Source organism: Nocardia sp. NBC_00511, from assembly GCF_045161165.1.
Classification (GTDB): Bacteria; Actinomycetota; Actinomycetes; order Mycobacteriales; family Mycobacteriaceae; genus Nocardia.
Map to the genome: position 1 here is coordinate 2,285,232 of NZ_CP107849.1, position 21,038 is coordinate 2,306,269.

Sequence of the window (21,038 nt, forward strand, 5' to 3'; positions counted from 1 at the left end):
CCGCGGCCGTGGCACCCACCGCCGCCGATCCCGCGACCGCGCCCGAGGATTCGGACGCGCCGTCGCGGCGTCGCCGCCTGGAACCCGACGAACGTCGCGCGCAGATCCTCTCGTGCGCGATCGACATGTTCGGTGAACGCCCGTACGCGGCCGTGTCCACCGCCGAGCTGGCCCAGCGGGCCGGGGTGGCGCGCGGACTGATCAACCACTACTTCGGCAACAAGCGCGACCTGTATCTGGCGGTGGTGCGCCGCATGGTGACCTTGCCGCGGCCGGAGAAGATGACCATTCCCGACGGCAGCACCCGCGAACGCGTGGACGCGAGCGTGGCGTGGCTGCTGGACACCATCAGCGAGCACGGCAGCACCTGGGTGAAGGTCACCGGACACGAAGGCGTGGGCGATGATCCGGAGGTGCAGCGCATCCTGGACGAGGCCGACTACGCCGCCGCCGACCGCATGGTGGCGATGATGGGTCTCGGGGAATCACTGCACAGCGCGGAGTTGCGGGCGCTGATCCGCTGCTACGGCGGGCTGGTGAAAACCGCGGGCCGCGAATGGATCGTGCGCGGCAGCCTGTCTCGCGCCCAGGTGCATGTGCTGTTGGCCGACGCGCTGGTCACTCTGGTGACCGAGACGTTCCCGAAGGTCGACACCATCACCGGCTGAAACAGGCCCGGTCGTCGCAGGATCGCGGCGACCGGGCCTTGGATCTTTCAGAACTGGCGCGAAAGTTCCACAGCGCCAGCTGTTTTCATCCCAGCTGTGGTGGCTGGAAGCCGCCGATGGATTCCTCGAGCAGTTCGGCCAGCCGCAGCGGGGTGCGGTCTTCGAGCATGGGGCCGATGAGTTGCACCCCGACCGGCAGCCCCTCCGGTGAGCGGCCGACCGGAATCGCGGTGGCGGGCAGGCCGGGCATCGTCGCCATTCCCGCCAACACCAGTTGATCGGCGTACGGGTGGTCGGTGCCGTCGATATCGAGTTGTCGCTCGCCCCACTGCGGATTGTGCTCGTGCGGGAACGCCGGGGTCGGGGTGATCGGGCACAGCACCACGTCGAATTCGTCGAACAGCGCGCGCCATGCGTGGCGGTGACGTTCGCGGCGGGTGTTCGCCTCGAGCCAGTCGCGGTAGCTGGAGGCCGCACCGCGCAGCCTGGCCGCGTTCAAGCCGCGGTCCTCGGGGTCGAGTGCCTCGGCGGCGGTCCGCATGAACTCGTAGGCCTCCGGCGGATATCCGGACGCCAGTGTCGCCAGCAGCAACTGCTGATAGAGGGTCGCGGCATCGGTCTGATCCGGCAGCAGCGCACTGTCATACGCGACGCGGGCACCGGCGGCGCTCAGGGCGTCGGCGACGCGGTGCACGGCCGCGCGCACCGCGGCACCGGTGGGGATGAGCGGATGCTCCTCGAGCACCAGGACCCGGAAATCAGCGAGCCGGTCGTGGCGGGCGGGCGGCAGCCGCAGATCGTAGGCGACACCCTGGGTCAGGGGGTCGGGTCCGGCCATCACCTCGAGCAGCAGGGTGAGATCGGCGGCGGTGCGCGCCATCGGGCCGACCACCGACAGGTCACGCTCACTGGGCAATGCCGGACCCGGCGGCGGGACGTGACCGCGGGTCGGCACCAGCCCGAAGGACGGTTTGTGGGCGTAGACGCCGCAGAAGTGCGCCGGGGTGCGCAGCGATCCGGCGATATCGGAACCGATGGACAGCGCACCGAATCCGGCCGCCAGCGCCGCCGCCGACCCGCCGGAGGAGCCGCCCGGGGTGCGGGTGAGATCCCACGGATTGTTGGTGGTGCCGTAGATGTCGTTGTAGCTCTGCACATCCCCCAACATGAACGGCACATTGGTCTTGCCCAGCACCACCGCGCCCGCGGCCTTCAATCGGGCCACCGCGAGTGCATCCTGATCGGGAATGTAGTTGGCCTGCAATGGATTACCCCACGTGGTGGGTAGTCCGGCGATGTCGTAGGACTCCTTGACCGTGACCGGGATGCCCAGCAGCGGGCGCTCCTCACCGCGGGCGAGGGCCGCGTCGGCCTCGCGGGCGGCGGCGCGTGCCCGCTCGAAATCCGGGACACAGATCGCGTTGATCGTCTTGTCCTCGCGCTCTATTCGAGTGATCGCCTCCTCGGTCAATTCCGTCGAGGTCACATCACCGGTGCGCAATGCGGCGGCAAGCTGTGTGGCCGCCCGAAAAGTCCACTCCACCAAGGCGACAGTACCCCTGGGACGCTGACGTGCGGCCGCAACCGCGATCCCGATACCGCCTGGACCGCGCGGTCCCTGGCCACCCGCGCCGGACTCTCACGTTCGGTGTTCGCCCAACGCTTCACCACCACCCGGGGCCTCGGCCCGCTGACCTATCGGCATCTCGCCGGGCCGTTTTCGCACTGGGAGCGCGGCCACGGCGGCCTGAACGGCCGGCGCCGGGAATGCGTGCGCGGTGGGTGCGGTTGCTGGCAGATATGGCCTTGAACAACGTTGGAAAATTCGGTGTCTGGCAGTCACATACGATCACCACACCGCAAGCGGTGGCCGAGATGGAAGAGCTCGGGTACGGGGCGATCTGGCTGGGCTCCTCACCGGCCGCGGACTGGGACGGCTACGACAAGCTGCTGAGTGCGTCGAACTCGATCGTCGTGGGTACCAGCATCGTCAATATCTGGTCCACCCCGGCCAAAGCGGCCGCGCAGACCTATCTGCGGCTCGAGGACAAATATCCGGGACGGTTCCTGCTCGGCGTCGGTGCCGGGCATCGCGAAGCCACCGACACCTACACCAAACCCTATGACGCGCTGGTCGACTACCTCGACGTCCTCGACGCCGAAGGCGTCCCGCAGCACGGGCGCGCCCTGGCCGCCCTCGGACCCCGGGTGGCGCGGCTGGCACGCGACCGCACCGCCGGGGCGCTGCCGTATCTGACCGTGCCCGCCCACATTCGTGAACTGCGCGAAATCCTCGGCCCGGACAAACTGCTCGTCGCCGAACACAAGGTCACCCTCGACACCGACCTCGAGCGCGCACGGGAGACCGGACGCCGACGGGCCGGGTTCTATCTGGGCCTGTCCAACTACGCCAACAACCTGCGCCGCATCGGATTCGACGACGCCGACCTCGTGGCCCCCGGCAGCGACACCTACATCGATGCCGTTGTCGCGCACGGGACCGCCGAGCAGATCGCCGATCGTGTCACCGAACATGTCGCCGCGGGCGCCGACCACATCTGCGTGCAGGTACTCGCCGACGACACGTTGCCCACCCTGCGTGCACTGGCCCCGCTGCTGGCCGAGCGCACCCGCTGAGGCGTTCGTCAGGCGAGGGCCTCGAGGGCCTTCGCCAGGCGGGCCGCACGAGTCTTCGGGGTACGGGTGCGCCACACGTCCAGCACGATCGCGTACTGACGGGTGCGATCCAGGGCCTCGAAAGCTGCCAGCGCACCGGGGGTTTCGGTCAACGCCGTCGCCAGATCGGGCGGGACGGTGAAGGTGGCCTGCGGTGGGTAGGCCGCAGCCCAGCGGCCATCGGCCTGCGCGGCCGCCACTTCGGCCAGACCCGGTGCGCGCATGCGCCCGGCGGCGGTCAATGCCGCGACCTTGTCCACGTTGACCTGCGACCAGAAACTGCCCGCCCGGCGCGGCACATACTTCTGTAGATAGTGCTCAGCGTCGAAACCCTTGCGCTGCCCGGAGATCCAGCCCCAGCACAGGCCCACGTCGACCGCTTCGTCCTCGGTCAGCGACGGCAGCCCGGACCCCTTCTTGGCCATGCGAATCCACGCGCCGGAGACCCGGCCGTGATGCTCGCTCAGCCAGGTGTCGAATGCGTCGGCATCGAGAAAGCTCACCGCGTCGTCCATGGCTTCTACCTTGGCAGATGCCACCGACACCCGTGCGCTCTACGATTCGGAGGAAAACCCGGCACCAATTGTGTCTCAGACACCTATTGTCGGGGTGGGTCGGCCCCGCTACCGTGAATGGATGAACGCATCGCGCATCGACACCGCCGTCGAGCTGCCCGCCGGAGTCAGCGGCAGCGCTGATCCCCGATTCGCCACGGCCGTCAAGGTTTTCGCCCGCGTCTTCGCCGGACGCACCGGCAACGGCGGCGCCCTGGCCGTCTACCAGCACGGCGAACCGGTCGTCGAGGTGTGGGGCGGATCCGCCGATGCCACCGGCACCCCGTGGACCGTCGATACCGGGGCCATGATCTACTCCGCGTCCAAAGGTGTCTCAGCCACAGTGCTGCACCGGCTCGCCGATCGCGGCATGCTCGACTACGCCGCCCCCGTCGCCGAATACTGGCCCGAATTCGCCGCCAACGGCAAAGCCGCGATCACCGTCGAACAGCTGCTCAGTCACCGCGCCGGCCTCTCCGCGCTACCCGCCGCCACCCCGGCCGAAGTCCTCGATCACGAACTCATGCAAGCCCGCCTCGCCGCCGCGAAACCCGATCACCTGCTGGGTGTTCCGATCTACCACGCCCTGACCATCGGCTGGCTGATGGCAGGACTCGCCCGCGCCCTCACCGGCCGCTCCATGGCCGAGCTGTACCGCAGCGAGGTCGCCGACCCCCTCGGCGTCGACGGCATCCACCTGGGCCGCCCGCCCGCCGGATCGCGCACCCGCGCCGCCGACCTGGTCGGGTCCCTGAAGGTGTTGTCCGAGCGCACCATTCCCTCGCAGGTCTCCGCCCTCACCGCGCGGCTGCCGCGCAGCGTGCGCGCCCCCATCAACTCCATCTACGTCCCCGGCCTGGAATCCATCTTCCGCGGCGAGCACCCCACCATCCTCGACACCGCCCTGCCCGCCGGCAACGGCGTCGCCACCGCCCCGGCCCTGGCCAAGATGTACAGCGCACTGGCCTGCGACGGCTACGTCGACGGCCACCGCTACCTGTCCTCAGCGACCATCAAAGAACTCGAACGCATCCGCACCTACCAACTCGACCGCGCGCTGCTGGTCCCCTTCTGGCACCTGGGCTACCACAGCTTCCCCTCGCCGCGTGCCCCCCGCGGCTACGGTCACATGGGCGCCTTCGGCTCCATGGGCTGGGCCGACCCGCACTCGGGCGTCTCGGTCGGCTTCGTGCACAACCGTATGTCGCTGGGCTGGAGCGCGATCGACCAAACCTTCATGGTCCCGCTGCTGCACCTGGTCCTGTCCGCGGCACGGCGCACCGAACCCGCCGTCATCGCCACCCGCACCGCCGGGGCCGCCTGACTCGAACCCGCTGTGCGACAGCGCGGTTCACACCAGCCCGGCGCGGCGACGAATACCGGAGTCGCCGCGCCGGTGTCCACCGGACACCCAACCCGAGAGCCCCGGGGCGAAAGACGCTGTGACGCGACCCTATTCGGCGTCCTTGCGGGCCTTGGAGGGTTGCACGCGCGGCGGCTCGTCGGGCATCTTCGGATACACCGGCGGCCACGGGGCGTCCATCAGGCCGTCGGCGAGATCCTTGGCCGACATCTCGAGCAGCGGGGCCAACGATTGCGGGACCCGGTCGGCCCACGGGTCACCGTGGGCGACGACGCGGGCGGGCACGGTCGCGATGGTCAGTTCGTCGGGCACGATCGCGGGCAACTCGTCCCAGGAGATCGGGGTCGAGACCTGCGCGCCGACTTTCGGGCGCACACACCACGCGCCGAAAACTGTTCTGTGCGGGGCGTTCTGGTTGAAGTCGACGAAGACGCGGGAGCCGCGTTCCTCTTTCCACCAGGCCGCGGTGATGGTGTCGGGGTGACGGCGTTCGAGTTCGCGGGCCAGCGCCACCGCGGCCGCACGCACCTGATAGCCGTCCCATTGTGGGGCCAGCAGGGCATACAGGTGCAGGCCGCGCGAACCCGAAGTCTTCACGCGCACATCGATTCCCAATTCCTGACACAGGGCGCGGGTGGCCAGGGCGGCGGCGCGCAGGTCGTCGAAGGAGATACCGGGGGAGGGGTCGAGGTCGATGCGTAGTTCATCGGTGACACCGGTCGGGGGCAGCTGCGCGCCCGCGGCGTCGAAGACCGGGGGAAAGGTGCTGGCGGCCTCGGCTCCGGCGTGGGTGGCCCACACGTGAAATCCCAAGCAGCCCAGGTTGACCGCCCACAGGATGTGGGCCATGTCCTTGGCGACCAGGGCGTCGCTGGTGGTGCCGTTGGGGGTGGAGACCTCGGTGGTCTGCAACCAGTCGGGCACCGACTTCGGGACACGCTTCTGAAACCACGACTTGCCCGAGGCGCCGTCGGGATAGCGTTCCAGCAGCAGCGGCCGATCGCGGATGGTGTTCATGATCGGCTCGGCGACAGCCAGGTAGTAGTTGACCAGATCGAGTTTGGTCTCTTCACGTTTGCTGAAGTAGATCTTGCCCGGATTGCTGATCTTCACCGTGTGCCCGTCGACCTCGAGCTCCACCGAATCGCTCACCGCGCAGTCCCTTTCGCGTTCCTGGCCTCGGCGAAGATATCGGCCAGCTCGGCGGGGGCGACCTCGTCGAGCTGCGCGTACGTACACGACTGCGGCGTGCGGTCGGCACGGAAACGCGCCAGTCGGCCGCCGTGGCGGAACCGGCCCGCCATCACATGCTCGTAGCGGACCTCGGCGACCAGTTCGGGCCGCAACGGCTCCCACGACAGATCCTTGCCGCCGGTCCAGCGACTCACCCCGCCGGGCATCTTCCCGTCGGCCTTGGCCGCCTCCGCCGCGTCCGCCCAGGACCGCCACGGATGATTCTCGAGCGCGTCCACCCGCAGCGGCGCGAGTTCCTCGACCAATTCCGCACGCCGTTTGGCGGTGAAACTGCTGGCCACCCCGACATGATGCAGATTGCCCTCATCATCGAACAACCCCAGCAGCAGCGACCCGACCCCGTTGCCGTCCTTGTGCCAGCGGAACCCGGCCACCACACAGTCGGCGGTGCGCTCATGCTTGATCTTGAGCATCACCCGCTTGTCCTGCAGATACGGCAGATCACCCGCCTTGGCCATCACCCCGTCGAACCCGGCACCCTCGAACCGGGTGAACCAGTCCGCCGCCACCTCCGCATCGGTGGTGATCGGGGTCAGGTGCGTGCGCGAAAACGCCCCGTCGAGAACGGTTTCCAGGATCCGGCGCCGTTCGGAGAAAGGCCGATCGGTCAGATCCTCGTCACCCAGAGCCAGCAGATCGAAACCCACGAAACTCGCCGGCGTCTCCGCCGCGAGTTTCGCCACCCGGGAGGCAGCCGGATGCAGACGCTGCTGCAGCGTGTCGAAATCCAGCCCGTTGTCGGTGACCATGACGATCTCCCCGTCGAGCACGACCCGCGCCGGCAGCGCCTGACCCAGTAGCTCCACCAGTTCGGGGAAATACCGGGTCAGGGGCCGATCATTGCGCGAACCCAGTTCGATCTCGTCGCCGTCTCGAAACACGATGCAGCGGAAGCCATCCCATTTCGGTTCATAGAACAACCCCGGTTCACGGGGCAGTTGCGACACCGACTTGGCCAGCATCGGTTTCACCGGTGGCTGCAGCGGCAGTGGCACACGACCTCCTCGGTTCACGGTGGACCCGACAACGATCGTAATGCGAACCGGTCAGTTTTCGATCCAGCCGTGCTGATCCGCGAACGCGGTCAGCCGATCGCGGATGGTGATGATCTCCCCGGCCGTCAACTGCGGTGAGGCGTCCAGCAGCAGTTCGGTGATCAGGCGGCGATGCTCGGCCGCGCTCATCTGCCCCGATCCGGCCACCCGATCCTTACCGCCGCTCTTGTGCGCACGCACCGGCGGCGGCTGCCCGGCCACCAACGCGAGGTTGATCGCCTTGGGCCCGCGATCACCCTCGGTCACATCGAATTCGAAAACCCGCCCCTGGCGCAACTCGTCCTCGTCCAGCCCGATGTCGTTGACGTGAACGAACACGTCCGGACCACCCTCTTCCGGTCGAATGAACCCGAAACCCCGCGAGCTGTCGAACGACACCAATTTCCCGATGGACACCTAAACACCCGCTCCTCGTCGCCGCGTCCCTCTGGCGAGCACTCTACTTCTCAGGTTGATCATTGTTGGAAGAAAGTGCCTTTTGCAACGAATTGAACACTGTCAGGCCCTGTCCCACCATGCCGTTGACGAGTTCGCCCACCCCGTCGGGGCCGTTGAGCACCGTCAGGTTGGCATTCGACAGGCCGGTCGCGGCCTGCTTGACGATCTCCGGAAGCTGTTCGATGAGCAGCTGATCGAGCGCGATGCGGTTGTTGGAGGCGGCGGCCTCGGCCTGGATGCGGGTGCGGTCGGCCTCGGCGACCGCGAGGATGCGCACCCGTTCGGCCTCGGCCAGCGCGGGCTTGACCACCTCGGTCTGCAGCTGCTGCTCACGCAGCTCGGCTTCCTTGCGCGCCTGCTCGGCCTGCGCGGCCAGCACGCTCTGCAACGCGGTGGCCTGCGCGAGCGGACCCGCCTGTGCCGCTTCGGCATTGGCCTTGTCGATATCGCGCTGGTACTGCGCGCGCAGCACCGCGGTCTCACGCTGATATTCGGCCTGCTTGCGCTGCGACTCCTGCTCGGCCTGCGCGGCGAGCTGCGAGGCCGAGGCCTGCGCGATCTGCGCGTCACGCTTGACCGCCGCGTTGTGCGGAGCGGCCAGGGCGGTGATGTAGCCGAGGTTGCCGTCGTCGATGGACTGGATCTGGAAGGCGTCCACCCACAGTCCGATATTGCTCATCTCCACCTTGGAGGCCACCAGCACCTCATCGGCGAGCTTCTGGCGTTCGCGAATGATCTCCTCGACCGTCATCGAGCCCACGATCGAACGCAGATGACCGGAGAAGATGCGCCCGGTCAGCACGCTCATCTCACGTTCCTGCTCGGAGAGGAACCGTTGTGCCGCATTGACGATCGACTGCGTGTCGTTGGCGACCTTGAACGCGATCACCGCGCGCACGTCCAACTGGATGGCCTGCTTGGTGACGCAGCGCTCCCCGATCTCGGCCTCGAACATGGCCAGCGACAGGAATCGCACCTTGCGGAACAACGGCATCACCCAGGCGCCGTGACCGATCACCACACGAAACGGTGTGGAGGTGTCCTTGCCGCTGCGCGAACCGCTGACCAGCATCGCCTCGTCCGGATCGGGTACGTGATAACCCAGCATCGACTTGTCTCCCTTGAAAAGTGGTGGAATACCCGACTATCGATCGCTCGGAAGGTCTATCCACGCAACAACATCGACGACACGACCGGGATGGGCGGCCACTACCAGCACGGCGGTACCGGCGGGCAGGGCCTCTTCGGCGCGCGCGATGTACAGCTCGGTTCCCCCTCGTATAGCGACCAGCACCTCTCCGAGCGTTCCCGCGCCACGGATCGGCGACGTCAGCGTACCGGTCAGTCCCACTACCGGGTCGGTCATCGCGTTTCGAACTCCTCGGATGCAGCGCTGCTTCGCCAGCGTACGCGCGTGTCACGGCGTGTCGCGGGTCGCCGCGAAATTGCTTGTGAATTGCTACCGCTCGGTATGATCGGCCTGATCCGGCCGGACGGCGGTAGCCACGCTGATCGCGCCGGTAACCATCGTCCGAGTGAAGGGTGCTGACTATGTGCCGTGGCGTGTCGCTATTAAATCGTGCTGGTTTCGTCACCAACCGGCTGGCAGGCTGAAGCGGTGACCACCCCTCCGGATACCAAGGCGGCCGGGCCCGCCGACGACAAACTGGACGCCGGCGTACTGAAAATCGCCGGTGTCGTCGTTCTCGGCGCCATCATGTCGATTCTCGACGTGACCGTCGTGACCGTCGCGATCCCCACCTTCCAGCACGACTTCGACACCACCACCGCCGTGGCGGCCTGGTCCATGACCGGCTACACCCTCGCGCTGGCGACCGTGATCCCCCTGACCGGCTGGGCCGCAGACAGATTCGGCACCAAACGCCTCTACATGATGGCGCTGGTCTTCTTCGTCCTCGGCTCGATCCTGTGCTCCACGGCCTGGAACATCGAGTCGCTCATCGCGTTTCGCGTGATCCAGGGCCTCGGCGGCGGCATGCTCATGCCGCTGGGCATGACGATCATGACCCATGCCGCCGGACCGCAGCGCATCGGCCGCGTGATGGCCGTGCTCGGGGTGCCGATGCTGCTGGGGCCCATCATGGGACCCATCCTCGGTGGCTGGCTCATCGACTCCTTCAGCTGGCACTGGATCTTCCTGATCAACGTGCCCATCGGCGCGATCGCGCTGGCACTGGCGTTCATCGTCTTCCCGCGCGACAACCCCGAACCCTCGCAGAGTTTCGACCTGCTCGGAATGCTGCTGGCCTCACCGGGTTTGGCGGCCTTCCTCTACGGTGTGTCCTCGATTCCCGGTGAGGGCACCGTGAAATCGGCAAAGGTGCTCATTCCGGCCATCGCCGGCGTGATCCTGTTGGTGGCGTTCGTGTTCCACGCGCTGCGCACCGAACACCCGCTCATCGACCTGCGGCTGTTCCAGAACAAATCGCTGCGCTTCGCCGTGCTGACCATGACCTTCTTCGCCATGGCCTTCTTCGGATCCGGACTGCTGCTGCCGACGTATCTGCAACAGGTGCGCGGGGAATCCACACTCATGGCCGGTCTGCTCATCGCCCCGCAGGGTTTGGGCGCCATGCTGACCATGCCGGTCGCCGGACGCCTCGTCGACAAGATCGGCCCCGGCAAGATCGTGCTCACCGGTATCAGCGTGATGGCCGTCGCGATGGCGTTTTTGACCCAGGTCGACGCGCACACCTCCTACGGCATGCTGTGCGCGGTGTTGTTCGTGATGGGTCTGGGCATGGGCTGCACCATGATGCCGACCATGACCGCCGCCATCCAGACGCTGACCCAGGCGCAGGTCGCGCGTGGTTCGACGCTGATGAACATCGTCAACCAGACGGCCGGATCCATCGGCACCGCAACGATTTCGGTGGTGCTGACCAGCCTGCTCAACCGGGGTGTCACCCTCAGCGACAAGGGGGCGGCGGTGCCGCCGGGCGCACCGGACCCGACCCTGGCCAACGCGGCCATCGGATCGCGCTACAGCGACCAGCTCGCGCATCTGCCCCAGGCCCTGCTCAACGAGGGCTTCGATCTGGCGAGCAAGGCGTTCGCGCACACCTTCATCGTGCCGGTGTGCCTGCTGGTCATCACCGTGATTCCGGCGTTCTTCCTGCCGCGCAGCAAGCCCGCCGCGCCCGTCGAGACCGGCGCGCCCGCCGCGGTGCCCATGCACTGAGACCGCCGCGTCACCCCGCGAAAAGCGCTCGCCCGCACCGTCATCCGGTGCGGGCGAGCGTTTTTTCGCGGGGGTTCACCCGGACATGGTCAAATGCTCGCCGTAGAACAGGATCAGCCCGACCGCCGCGGCGATCGCCGCCAGCAGCCAGAACCGGATCACCACCGTCGTCTCCGCCCAGCCGCCCAACTCGAAATGGTGATGGAACGGGGCCATCTTGAACAGTCGGGTGCGCGTGGTGCGAAACATGACCACCTGCAACAACACCGAGAGGATCTCGGCGAAGAACAACGCCCCCACCACCGCGGTCAACAGCTCCGTGCGCGAGGTGATCGACAATCCCGCCAGCAACCCACCCAGCGCCAGCGACCCGGTGTCGCCCATGGCGATGCGCGCCGGTGGCGCGTTCCACCACAGGAATCCCGCGCACGCCGCCGCCGCGGCCGCGCACACCACCGCCAGATCCAGCGGATCGCGCACCGTGTAGCAGCCCGGCACCGCGCGCACCGCACACGAATGCGTGTACTGCCAGAACGTGATCAGCACATAGGTGCCCACCGCCAACCCCATCGACCCGGCCGCCAAACCATCCAGGCCGTCGGTGATGCTCACCGCGTTCGACCACAGCACCACCAGGCCCACCACCGCCAGCAGAAATCCGATCACCCCGAACGACAACGTCGGAATATCGCGGACGATCGAAATCTCCTTACTGCCCGGCGTCAACCCCGACCCGCCCCGAAACCGCAACGCCAGCACCCCGAACACCACCGCCGCCGCGGCCTGCCCCAGATACTTCCCGCCCGCGGTCAACCCGAGACTGCGCCGCTGTGACAACTTGATCCAGTCATCGGCGAACCCCACCACCCCCAACGCGGTAGCCAACCCCAGCACCAGCACCCCCGACGCCGAAAACCCCACCACCCCTTGACCGGCCGCCAGCAGATGCGCCGCCAGATACCCCGCCCACATCCCCACCACTATCCCGATCCCACCCATCGTCGCCGCCCCGCGCTCCGCCGACCGACTCACCCCACCCGCGCGCACCTGCCACCCCAGCCCGCTGCGTCGGAACACTCGAACCAGCAACGGCGTCACCACGATCGACACCACCAACGCCACCATCGCCGCGACCAGAATCTGCCGCATCGGCCCCCCTCACCACCCGGCCCGGCCCATCCGACACCGTCGAGTTGCGACACATGCAACCACACCCGCCCCACTCCCGCACCGCATGCGACCCACCCACCCGGTCGAACCCGCTGCGCGCGTGCGCCTCTCACCACAGGTTCGACAGCGGCGCACGCCGCGGTGCGGCCGATCCGGGCCGAGTCTGCGGCGGCCGCTTCAGGTATCAGGATCGCCTCCGCTCCCGCGGTCCATCCGGCCGGTGACACGGATCGAGTGATGGTGCGAAACAGGCTGCTGCACAACCTGATCGAATGCCGGCACGCGTACACCGATTGACCGCCGCGCGTTGACCTCCGCGCCCGGAGAGCGACTGTCGCGCTGGTCATTTCGGTGAGTAGACGGCGTGCGGTCGATCGGTGCTCAGCGGGCGGAAGGCGCGGGGGAGTTCCAGGTCGGGACCCAGACATCCCGCAGGGGCGCGGCATCGCGGTGGGCGGTGAGGTGTGCGCGCAGCAGCGGCAGGGCCGGATGGGGGTTGTCGGCGTGCCAGATCAACGACATCGGGTAGATGGGGATCGGGTCGCGCAGGGGGATGCGGCGTAGGTCGTAGCGGTCGGGCCACAGGTATTGCGAGCCGGTGCCGATCAGGTTGGCCAGCTGAGGGGAATCGGCGATGTCCTGCAGGATGGTTTCCTTCGAGAAGAGCGGGGCGGTGGTGTCGAGGACGCAGGCGAAGGTGGCGGCGAATTCGGCGTAGTAGGCGGCTACTTCGCCGTGCGCGGGCAGGCCGGGCATCCAGACGCGGTGTCCGGCCAACTGGGCGGGCGTGATCGAGACGGCGTCGGCGAACGGGTGGTGGGGGCCGACGAGCAATTCGTGAGGTTCGTCGATGACCCGGATGGTGCGGATCGCGGTCGACAACGGCAGACCGGTGGGGACGGCGTGGAAGGTGACATCGACGGTGCCGGACTCGATCGCGGCGATCGCGCCCTCGACATCGGCGTCGAGAGTCACGACATCCAGGTCGATGCCGGGATGGGCGCGATGGAACTGCTGCAGCAGGCCCGCGGTCGTGATGCGGCGCGCCACCACATCCACCCGCAAGGCGCGCCGGCCCGGGCGGATCGCGGTCTCGGCGCGCTCGGCGACGCGCAGCAACTCGCGTGCGTGCGGCAGGAACGCGCGACCGTCGAGGGTCAGCTCGGCGCCGCGCGCGGTGCGGGCGAACAGCCGGACTTCGAGGTATTTCTCCAGTGCCGCAATACGTTTGGACACCGCCTGCTGGGTGATCGACAGCGTGTCGGCGGCCTGCTGGAACTGGCCGGTGTCAGCGACGGCCACGAAGGTGCGTACAGCGGTCAGATCCACCCGCCACACCCTAGCCCCACAACCTGTGGTTGTGGCTCGCGGCGCTTTCGCGGGCGAGAGGCCAGCGAGGGCGGCTCGCGGAACGCGGACGGGCCCGGCGTTGTTACCGTGATCTATGACCGGTTCCTCCGAAGTGCGACGCGAACAGCTGCGGGAATTCCTGCGCGACAGGCGCGCTCGCCTCACCCCGGCGCAGGCCGGACTGCCCGACGCCGGCCGCCGACGCACCCCGGGACTGCGCCGCGAAGAAGTCGCCGTACTCGCCGGGGTCGGGGTGTCGTGGTACACGTGGCTCGAACAGGGGCGCGACATCACCGTCTCGGCCGAGGTGCTCGACGCGATCGCGGGCGCACTGCACTTGGACGCCACCGAACGCGGGCACCTGTATGTGCTCGCCGGCCTCAACCCGCCGTGCGCCGCGCTCGACAGCGGCAGCGAGATCAGTGCCGAGGTGCGCGGACTGCTCGACGGCTGGTCGGGCAAACCCGCGGTGCTGCGCGACCGGTACTGGAATGTGCTGGCCTACAACGACACCGCCCGCGCTGTATTCGGCTACCGCGGAACCGGGCACAACTGCCTGGTCACCTACTTCACCAATCCGCGGTATCTGGCCCTGCCCGAGGCGTGGGCGGTGGCAGCGCCCCTGGTCGTGGCCGCCTACCGCGCGGACTACGCGCGCTGCGCCGACGATCCGGAATACGCGCGCCTCATCACCGAACTCGCCGAGCGCAGTCCGCAATTCGCGGCCCTGTGGCAGCGCCACGAAGTCGGGGTGCCCACCCCGGCGATCAACGTGCTGCACCATCCCGAGGCGGGCGAACTGGCCTTCGACACCACCACCCTGACCTTCGCCGCGCAACCGGATCGGCATGTGGTGCTCTACAACCCGCGCCCGGCCACCGGCACCGCCGAACGTCTCGAAACCCTCCATCAGCTGCGGCTGGCCCCACCGGCCTGAGACCGCGACGGCGTCGATCACCGCCGCCGGGTACCCGCCAGGGTGGTGGTGGCACACCCACCATAAACACGCACTGCCTATCCGGGTTGTCAGTCGGCAGGCTGAAAACCATGACACACACCGCATTCCGATTCCCCGGCACCGTGGCCCTGATCACCGGCGGCAGCAGCGGCATGGGCTTGGCCACCGCGCGACGCCTCGCTGCCGAGGGCGCACAGGTGATCATCACCGGACGCGACAAAACCCGCCTCGACGCCGCCGCGGAACTCCTCGGCCCCGCCGTGACCGCCATCGCCGCCGACGCCGCCGACCTCGCCGACCTGCGAGAGCTGATGCGCGTCATCGGCGAACGTCACGGCCGCCTCGACGTCGTGTTCGCCAACGCCGGAATCGGCGCCTTCGGACCCTTCGACGCCATCACCGAAGCCGAATTCGACCGCGTCGTGGCCGCCAACCTGAAGTCGGTGTATTTCACGGTGCAGCAGGCCTTGCCGCTGCTGGCACGCGACGCCTCGGTCATTCTCAACGCCTCCTTCACCCCCTACCGTGGCGTTACCGACAGCGCGCTCTACAGCGCCACCAAAGCCGGCGTGCACGCGCTGACCCGCGCCCTGGCCGCCGAGCTCGCGCCACGCGGCATCCGCGTCAACTCCGTGAGTCCCGGATTCACCGACACCCCTGCCTTCCGGGCCGAACTCTCCACCGAGGCACAGGCTGCCGCGGCGACCCTGGTCCCCGCCGGGCGTCTGGGGCGACCCGAGGATGTCGCGGCCACCGTCGCGTTCCTGGCCGCACCCGAGGCCGCCTACCTCAACGGCCAGGACATCCTCGTCGACGGCGGCCTCATCCACGCCACCCCCACCGCCGTGGTGTGAGCCGCGCGGTGTGAGCTCACGCCGGTTGCAGATCCGCGGCCGGGTCGGCGGTGATGCGCCCGGAATCGGTGTCGTAGTCATAGAGTTCGGCGTAGCGGCCCCACTCGATCGCCAACTCCAACTGTCGGCGCGCGTCATCGTCGGAGAAGCCGCGCTGCAGCAGATCCAGGATGAAATCCGCGCGCACCGACTGATTGCCGCTACCGATCAACGCACTGCACACCGTGCGCACCAGCGGCGCGCGCTGCCGGGCCTGCTGCGCGAATATCCTTTTGCTGGCCTGGATATCGGCGTGCGTGAAATTGGATCCGACATTGGTCAAGATCACGTCACCGGAATCCACCAGCAGGAAACCCAGCAGCGCCGCGGCGTCCACGAGCGGCATCAGATCATCGAGCTCGAAATTCAACTCATCGGCGATCACCGGCAGATCGGCGCGCCCACTGTTGCCCTGCACCAACTCCAGCAGACCCGCGATCCCGCCCACCGAGGCGTCCGGCAGCGGCACCGCGAACGGGGTCGCCGTATCCTGCGGTGCGGCAACGGTTTCGGTGTCACGCCCGGTCAGCAGACCGTAGATCTGATCGACCATCGCCACGAACGCGGGCGCACGCCGGTTACGCGGGCGCGGCTGCTCCACGACCACCTCGGCGATGATGCGGCCCGGATTGGAACCCAGCACCACCACCCGGTCGGCCAACTGCACCGCCTCCTCGATGTTGTGGGTCACGATGCACACGCATTTGGTCGGAAAGTCCTCCGTGGCCCACAGATTCACCAGTTCGGTGCGCAGATTCTCCGCGGTCAACACATCCAGCGCCGAGAACGGCTCGTCCATCAACAGCAGATCCGGCTCCAGCACCAGCGCGCGAGCGAAACCGACGCGTTGACGCATACCACCGGACAGCTCCTTGGGATAGGCGCTCTCGAACCCGTCCAAACCGATCCGGTCGATCGCCTGCAACGCGCGCTGGCGTCGCTCGGCCGGAGCGATACCGCGCGCGGCCAGACCCAACTCCACATTGTCCTGCACGCTCAGCCACGGCATCAGCGCGAAGGACTGGAACACCAGGGCCGCACCGGGATTGGTGGCCCGCAACGGCTGCCCGCGATAACGCACCTCACCGCTGGTCGGGGCCAGCAGTCCGGCGATCAACCGCAGCATCGTCGACTTGCCCGAACCCGAACGGCCCAGCAACGCCACGATCTCACCCTCGCGCAGCTGCAGGTTCACCTCGTCGAGGACATTGAGCCGTTCCCCGGACGCACCGGTGAACGACATGTCGATAGCGCAGAGCTCCATCAGGATCTCGCCGCCGGCAACAGAATTGGTCACGACATGCTCCTCTCAGAGCGAGTAGCGGCGCTGCGCGAGCGCGTACATCCGCCGCCAGAACCCTCGATTGATACCGACCACGAACGCGCTCATCGCCAGCACGCCGACCAGGATGCGCGGCGAATCGCCGGCACGGGTGGCCTCCGCGATATAGGAACCCAGACCGGTCGCGGTCAAGGTGGTGTGACCGTAGGTGACGATCTCCGCGACGATCGAGGCGTTCCACGCCCCACCCGCCGCCGTGATCGCACCGGTCACGAAACTGGGAAAGATCGCCGGCAGGATCAGCTTGCGCCACCACAGCATGCGCGGCAGCGCCAGACTCGCCGCCGCCTCGCGCAGATCATTGGGCACCGCCGAGGCCCCGGCGATCACGTTGAACAGGATGTACCATTGCGCACCCAACGCCATCAGTAAGATCGCCGCCCACTGCAGGCTGGCACCGGTGTACACCAGTACTGCGGCCACCAGCGGGAACAGGAAGTTCGCCGGGAACGACGCCAGCACCTGCACCACCGGCTGCGCCAAACGCAGCACCCGCGGATTCAACCCGATCCACACCCCGATCGGCACCCACACGATCGACGCGAAGATCAACAGCACGATCACCCGGCCCAGCGTGATCACACCCAGCAACAGTGCGTGGGCCACCTCGTGGTAGCCGACCGTGCTGCCGATGTAGCGGGCCATCGCGATCAGCCCGGCGAGCACGCCCGCCCCGACGATCACCGTGAACGCCACATCCCCGGCGCGACGACGCGCCACCGGCACGTAGAGGGGATGCTCGGCCAGCCCGAACACCCGCATCGCGCGGTCCATCGGAAACACCAGCCGCCCGAAGACCCGCCCCAGCAGGCCCGGAATGTGGCTGCGGCGCAACAGATCCAGCACCAGGCTGCGGCCCTTGTCCGAGGACGCGGTGTCCTCGACCCGGAAGCGCTCCGCCCACACCGTGATCGGCCGCCAGAACAGCACGTTCACACCGATGATCATCACGATCATCACCACGATCGCGAGAAATACCTTGCCGGTATCGGAATTCGCCGACGCCGTCGCCACATACGACCCGATGCCCGGCAGCACGTACTGGCGGTTGTTGACGCTGATCGCCTCGGCCGCGGTCAGGAAGAACCAGCCGCCACCGAAACTCATCATCGCGTTCCACACCAGCGGGAACATCCCCGAGGGCACATCGACGCGCCAGAACCGCTGCCAGCGCGACAAGCGCAGATTGCGGGAGGCCTCATCGAGTTCGCGCGGCTGCGACACCAGGCTGTGATGGAACGCGAAGGTCATGTTCCAGGCCTGCGAGGTGAAGATCGCGAAGATCGAGGCGCACTCCAAACCCAGTGACGAGCCCGGGAACAACGCGATGAACCCGGTCACCGTCACCGACAGGAAACCCAGGATCGGCACCGACTGCAGAATGTCGAGGATCGGCAGCATCACCTTCTCCGCACGCGGCAACCGCGCGGCCGCGGTGGCGAAGACGAAGGTGAACACGATCGACAACCCCAACGCCAGCAGCATCCGCAGCAGCGAACGCGCCGCATAGAACGGCAGCTCGGAGGCGTCGGTGGAAATCGTTGCCGCAGGGGCGTTCTCGTCGAAGGGCACATGCATGCCCGCCGAGATCTTCACCACGATCCAGATCAGCACCGCCGCCGCGGCGAACACCGCGATATCCGCCCAGCGTGAGCGCGGCCGATCCAGTGCTCCGCGTGAGGGATACGAGTGCAGCGGAGTGCTCACTGCTCGACCTCCACCGGCGCCGGCACGGTGCGCCAGCCGACACTGGTCACCGACGGCTCGAGGCTCAGCCGGCTCACCGCGGCCTCCATCTGCCGGTCGTCGCGGCGATCACCGGTCAATTCCGCGCGCACCTGTACGCGGCCGGGCTGGGTGTCGTGGCTCGAGACCGACACCAGTCGGAAATCGGTGCGCGTCAACGACTGCACCAGCAGTGCGCGCACATGCGCCTCGTGCGAATCATCGGTTTCGGCGGTGAACGCGTAGAGCGCCTCGTGGGCTTCGGGGCCGTCGGCGATCGGCCGGTCGACTGTGCGCGCCACCGTGCGCAGCGCGGTATTGACCACCACCACCGCCACGGTGCCCGCGACCGCCGTCGACCACATGCCCGATCCGGCCAGCGAACCCACCGCCGCCGAACACCACAGGGTCGCCGCGGTGTTGAGGCCGCGAATATTGAATCCGTCGCGCAGGATCACACCCGCGCCCAGAAAGCCGATACCGGAAACGATCTGTGCCGCAACCCGAGTCGGGTCGGCGTTACCGCCATTGAAGCCGTGCGCCGACAGCAGCACGAACAAGGTGGCCCCGGCCGCGACCAGCGCGTTGGTGCGCAGCCCGGCCATGCGCGCCCGGAACTGGCGCTCGAATCCGATCACCGCACCCAACCCGACACCGGTGGCGAGTCGGAGCAGCATTTCCCACGTGGTCATGACGGTCTCCTAGCAGAGACGGCGCACTCGAAACCGGACGCTACAGGCACAGCACGGCTGTGCAGCGGAATTCGGGAGTGTCGCCGAGTGAACGATTGGCTAACGGGCATATGTCTGATCCGTCGGGCACGGCAACCACCTCCAGGACCAGCTCGAGCACACGCGCCAGGGGAGTGGGACCGGCAGGAAACGCCGGGTACGGTAACCACCCCTCGTAAGACCTTCAGCACTTCACGGCGTAAACCCGTCCAATGGCGGGAGCCGGTCGGGGTATCCCCTTAGCTCGGGGAAACCTGTCCTGATCCGGGGCGTCTCTCGACGTTCGGGATCGCCGGCCTGTATCCGTGAAGGAGCCTCAGCTAACGACGGCACCTTGCGACAGCGAGTAAACACCCCCGGCGGCGATCGAGCAACTCGACAGCACGAGGGTGTAAGCAACCCGTCAACGCCTCAGCGCGACCACCACCGCGATCCGATAATGACTCGCGGTGGCCCGCGCCCGCGGACTCTCAGTCGCGGTACATGCCTCGATAGGCGGCGATGATCGCCACCAGATGATCGATGATCTCCTCGCGACTGGCACGCAGCGTGCCATTGAGCCACGCCGAGAACATGCCCGCGTTGCCGCTGGCCATCGTCACCGCCGCCAGCCGCCGCCGCACCGGATCCTCGATATGGGAGAACAGATGATCCTGGATGAGCCGGGTGAACACCGGCATCACCGCGATCGTCGTCTGCCCCAACCCCGTCGAGGAATACGGCTCCACCAGAAACAACCGCGACTTGCGCGGATCGGCGAGCACCTTGTCCACCAGCAACTCCGAGAGCGCCCGATCCCGGCTCGGATCATCGGCCACCGCGAACGCCGTCATCGGCCCCAGATACTCCTCGGCGATCAACCGATACAGCACATCGAGCAATTCGTCACGGCTGGAAAAGGATTCGTAGAAATAGCGGTCCGTCAGATTGGCGCGCCGACACACCGCCCGCATCGTCACCGCCCCGGCCCCGGACTCCCCGATCAGATCCAGCGCCGCCTCCAACAACGCCCCACGCCGCGCCTCGCGACGCTCGGTCAGGGTCGTCCCACCCCAGATACGCGGCTCGGACTCGGAGGGCGGCTGCTCGGTCTGCACCGGAACCAGGGTAATGCCCGCACCGACCACCCCACGCGCACCCGCCGTTGACCGCCACCGAACCGCGCTGGGCCGGTGCCGGTCGCCCGCGGGTGGCACCGGCATCGGTCGGATCGTGCTCAGCTGCTCACGATGCAGGCGCTGCCGAGGTTGATGCCGGTCTTGACCGTCAGCAACGCCCACTGCGAACCGTTGTAGGACCAGGCCTGCACATAGTGGGTGCCGGTCGAGGTGGGGGTGAAGCTCGAGGTGGCGGTGCCGCCGGTGCCGAGCGAGAACTGCTGGGGGCTGAAGGTGGCCGAATTGCTGTCGTAGAGCCAGACGTATTCGTTGGGGCTGCCGTTCACGGTGACCGTGTAGGAGCAGTTGGTGCCGTAGCCGCCGCCGATACTCGAACCGCTCGAGACCGTCACGCTGCTGACGTACGCCGACGCGCCGGGCGCGGCGACCACGAGTGCGGCCGCCCCCGCGGCGGCGAAGAGGGTGGTTGCGGCGAATGCCGACTTCCGAGACCCGAACATGTCGATCATCTCCTGGATAGATCAAATAGTGCCAGGTGAAA

The 21,038-nt window shown here is 67.6% G+C and carries 20 protein-coding genes and 1 riboswitch; of the genes, 6 read left to right on the forward strand and 14 right to left on the reverse strand.

What is annotated here, in order from left to right:
• The first annotated feature begins 8 nt into the window (after positions 1-8).
• Positions 9-668, forward strand: a complete 660-nt coding sequence (locus tag OG300_RS10835) for a TetR/AcrR family transcriptional regulator (RefSeq protein WP_405498523.1) — start codon at positions 9-11, stop codon at positions 666-668.
• An 85-nt stretch (positions 669-753) separates the two neighbouring features.
• Here OG300_RS10835 and OG300_RS10840 read toward each other — a convergent pair whose 3' ends face one another.
• A complete protein-coding gene (locus OG300_RS10840) occupies positions 754-2,211 on the reverse strand; it encodes an amidase (RefSeq protein ID WP_405494722.1) in 1,458 nt (485 codons plus the stop codon).
• A 257-nt stretch (positions 2,212-2,468) separates the two neighbouring features.
• Between OG300_RS10840 and OG300_RS10845 the strand changes: the two genes are divergently transcribed.
• Complete coding sequence (locus tag OG300_RS10845; RefSeq protein WP_405494724.1) at positions 2,469-3,305, forward strand: LLM class F420-dependent oxidoreductase; 837 nt, start codon at positions 2,469-2,471, stop codon at positions 3,303-3,305.
• 8 nt (positions 3,306-3,313) lie between these two features.
• Here the strand turns inward: OG300_RS10845 and OG300_RS10850 are convergent, their stop codons facing one another.
• On the reverse strand, positions 3,314-3,859 hold the full coding sequence (locus OG300_RS10850) for a YdeI family protein (protein WP_405494726.1): 546 nt from the start codon (positions 3,857-3,859) through the stop codon (positions 3,314-3,316).
• 121 nt (positions 3,860-3,980) lie between these two features.
• On the opposite strand from OG300_RS10850, the gene OG300_RS10855 reads away from it, so the two are divergent.
• Positions 3,981-5,222, forward strand: a complete 1,242-nt coding sequence (locus OG300_RS10855) for a serine hydrolase domain-containing protein (RefSeq protein ID WP_405494728.1) — start codon at positions 3,981-3,983, stop codon at positions 5,220-5,222.
• A 129-nt stretch (positions 5,223-5,351) separates the two neighbouring features.
• Here OG300_RS10855 and OG300_RS10860 read toward each other — a convergent pair whose 3' ends face one another.
• From OG300_RS10860 to OG300_RS10880, 5 genes are read right to left on the reverse strand one after another with little or no spacing between them, the layout of a single operon-like run.
• The gene (locus OG300_RS10860; RefSeq protein WP_405494730.1) at positions 5,352-6,413 is read right to left on the reverse strand and encodes a DNA polymerase domain-containing protein; all 1,062 of its coding nucleotides are present in this window, start codon (positions 6,411-6,413) and stop codon (positions 5,352-5,354) included.
• Entirely contained in the window at positions 6,410-7,510 is a 1,101-nt protein-coding gene (locus tag OG300_RS10865) for an ATP-dependent DNA ligase (RefSeq protein ID WP_405494732.1), read from the reverse strand. Before OG300_RS10865 ends, OG300_RS10860 begins: the two co-directional genes overlap by 4 nt.
• A 51-nt stretch (positions 7,511-7,561) precedes the next feature.
• Positions 7,562-7,966, reverse strand: a complete 405-nt coding sequence (locus OG300_RS10870) for a cold-shock protein (protein WP_405494734.1) — start codon at positions 7,964-7,966, stop codon at positions 7,562-7,564.
• Positions 7,967-8,009: 43 nt separating this feature from the next.
• A complete protein-coding gene (locus OG300_RS10875; protein WP_405494736.1) occupies positions 8,010-9,116 on the reverse strand; it encodes an SPFH domain-containing protein in 1,107 nt (368 codons plus the stop codon).
• 36 nt (positions 9,117-9,152) lie between these two features.
• Entirely contained in the window at positions 9,153-9,374 is a 222-nt protein-coding gene (locus OG300_RS10880) for a hypothetical protein (RefSeq protein WP_405494738.1), read from the reverse strand.
• 252 nt (positions 9,375-9,626) lie between these two features.
• On the opposite strand from OG300_RS10880, the gene OG300_RS10885 reads away from it, so the two are divergent.
• The gene (locus OG300_RS10885; protein ID WP_405494740.1) at positions 9,627-11,210 is read left to right on the forward strand and encodes a DHA2 family efflux MFS transporter permease subunit; all 1,584 of its coding nucleotides are present in this window, start codon (positions 9,627-9,629) and stop codon (positions 11,208-11,210) included.
• A 75-nt stretch (positions 11,211-11,285) separates the two neighbouring features.
• On the opposite strand, the gene mraY is transcribed toward OG300_RS10885, so the two are convergent.
• Both mraY and OG300_RS10895 read right to left on the reverse strand, forming a co-directional pair.
• On the reverse strand, positions 11,286-12,359 hold the full coding sequence (mraY, locus tag OG300_RS10890; RefSeq protein WP_405494742.1) for a phospho-N-acetylmuramoyl-pentapeptide-transferase: 1,074 nt from the start codon (positions 12,357-12,359) through the stop codon (positions 11,286-11,288).
• Positions 12,360-12,761: 402 nt separating this feature from the next.
• Positions 12,762-13,709 (reverse strand): LysR family transcriptional regulator, encoded by a 948-nt coding sequence (locus OG300_RS10895; protein ID WP_405494744.1) that lies wholly within the window; start codon positions 13,707-13,709, stop codon positions 12,762-12,764.
• 115 nt (positions 13,710-13,824) lie between these two features.
• On the opposite strand from OG300_RS10895, the gene OG300_RS10900 reads away from it, so the two are divergent.
• Together OG300_RS10900 and OG300_RS10905 are read left to right on the forward strand one after the other, a co-directional pair.
• Complete coding sequence (locus OG300_RS10900) at positions 13,825-14,667, forward strand: helix-turn-helix transcriptional regulator (RefSeq protein ID WP_405494746.1); 843 nt, start codon at positions 13,825-13,827, stop codon at positions 14,665-14,667.
• Positions 14,668-14,777: 110 nt separating this feature from the next.
• Complete coding sequence (locus OG300_RS10905) at positions 14,778-15,542, forward strand: glucose 1-dehydrogenase (protein WP_405494747.1); 765 nt, start codon at positions 14,778-14,780, stop codon at positions 15,540-15,542.
• Between the two features lie 16 nt (positions 15,543-15,558).
• Here OG300_RS10905 and OG300_RS10910 read toward each other — a convergent pair whose 3' ends face one another.
• The 5 genes from OG300_RS10910 to OG300_RS10930 form a co-directional block, all read right to left on the reverse strand.
• Positions 15,559-16,878, reverse strand: coding sequence for a nitrate/sulfonate/bicarbonate ABC transporter ATP-binding protein (locus OG300_RS10910; protein WP_405494749.1), 1,320 nt, complete (start codon positions 16,876-16,878; stop codon positions 15,559-15,561).
• Between the two features lie 12 nt (positions 16,879-16,890).
• On the reverse strand, positions 16,891-18,630 hold the full coding sequence (locus tag OG300_RS10915) for an ABC transporter permease (RefSeq protein WP_405494751.1): 1,740 nt from the start codon (positions 18,628-18,630) through the stop codon (positions 16,891-16,893).
• Positions 18,627-19,340 carry an MgtC/SapB family protein gene (locus tag OG300_RS10920; RefSeq protein WP_405494753.1) on the reverse strand — a complete coding sequence of 238 codons (714 nt, stop codon included), beginning with the start codon at positions 19,338-19,340 and terminating at the stop codon, positions 18,627-18,629. Before OG300_RS10920 ends, OG300_RS10915 begins: the two co-directional genes overlap by 4 nt.
• Before the next feature lie 200 nt (positions 19,341-19,540).
• A riboswitch (M-box (ykoK) riboswitch) is annotated at positions 19,541-19,714 on the reverse strand.
• A 135-nt stretch (positions 19,715-19,849) separates the two neighbouring features.
• Positions 19,850-20,581, reverse strand: a complete 732-nt coding sequence (locus OG300_RS10925) for a TetR/AcrR family transcriptional regulator (RefSeq protein WP_405494755.1) — start codon at positions 20,579-20,581, stop codon at positions 19,850-19,852.
• A 14-nt stretch (positions 20,582-20,595) separates the two neighbouring features.
• Positions 20,596-20,997 (reverse strand): hypothetical protein, encoded by a 402-nt coding sequence (locus OG300_RS10930; RefSeq protein ID WP_405494757.1) that lies wholly within the window; start codon positions 20,995-20,997, stop codon positions 20,596-20,598.
• Positions 20,998-21,038: the final 41 nt, after the last annotated feature.